The organism is Sphingomonas sp. 10B4, from assembly GCF_035019905.1.
GTDB classification, from domain to species: domain Bacteria; phylum Pseudomonadota; class Alphaproteobacteria; order Sphingomonadales; family Sphingomonadaceae; genus Sphingomonas; species Sphingomonas glacialis.
This window is the reverse complement of sequence record NZ_JASJVC010000488.1, coordinates 1-247: the sequence shown is the minus strand read 5'-3', so window position 1 is coordinate 247 and position 247 is coordinate 1. Positions and strand designations below refer to the sequence as shown.

The window sequence follows — 247 nt, the reverse complement described above, 5'->3', positions numbered from 1 at the left end:
AGGTAGAACGCCCCGGTGTCGGCGACGATACCCGCAGTTGGGGCCCGCCGTATCTGCAAGATGCAAACGGCCAGGACAGCAGCGAAGCGGCGTATTATCTGGCGGCCAATCGCGGCAAGCAAGCGATCACGGTCGATCTGGCCACACCCGAGGGACAGCAAATCATCCGCGACTTGGTCGCGCAGTGCGACGTCGTGCTGGAAAATTATAAGGTCGGTCAGCTCGCCAAATATGGCCTCGATTATGC

At 59.9% G+C, this 247-nt stretch carries 1 protein-coding gene; it reads left to right on the top strand.

Going from position 1 to position 247, the window contains the following annotated elements; all coding sequences use genetic code 11:
- Positions 1 to 247 (top strand): CoA transferase (locus QN347_RS20605; RefSeq protein ID WP_323494519.1); only part of this gene is annotated, 247 nt, incomplete at both ends.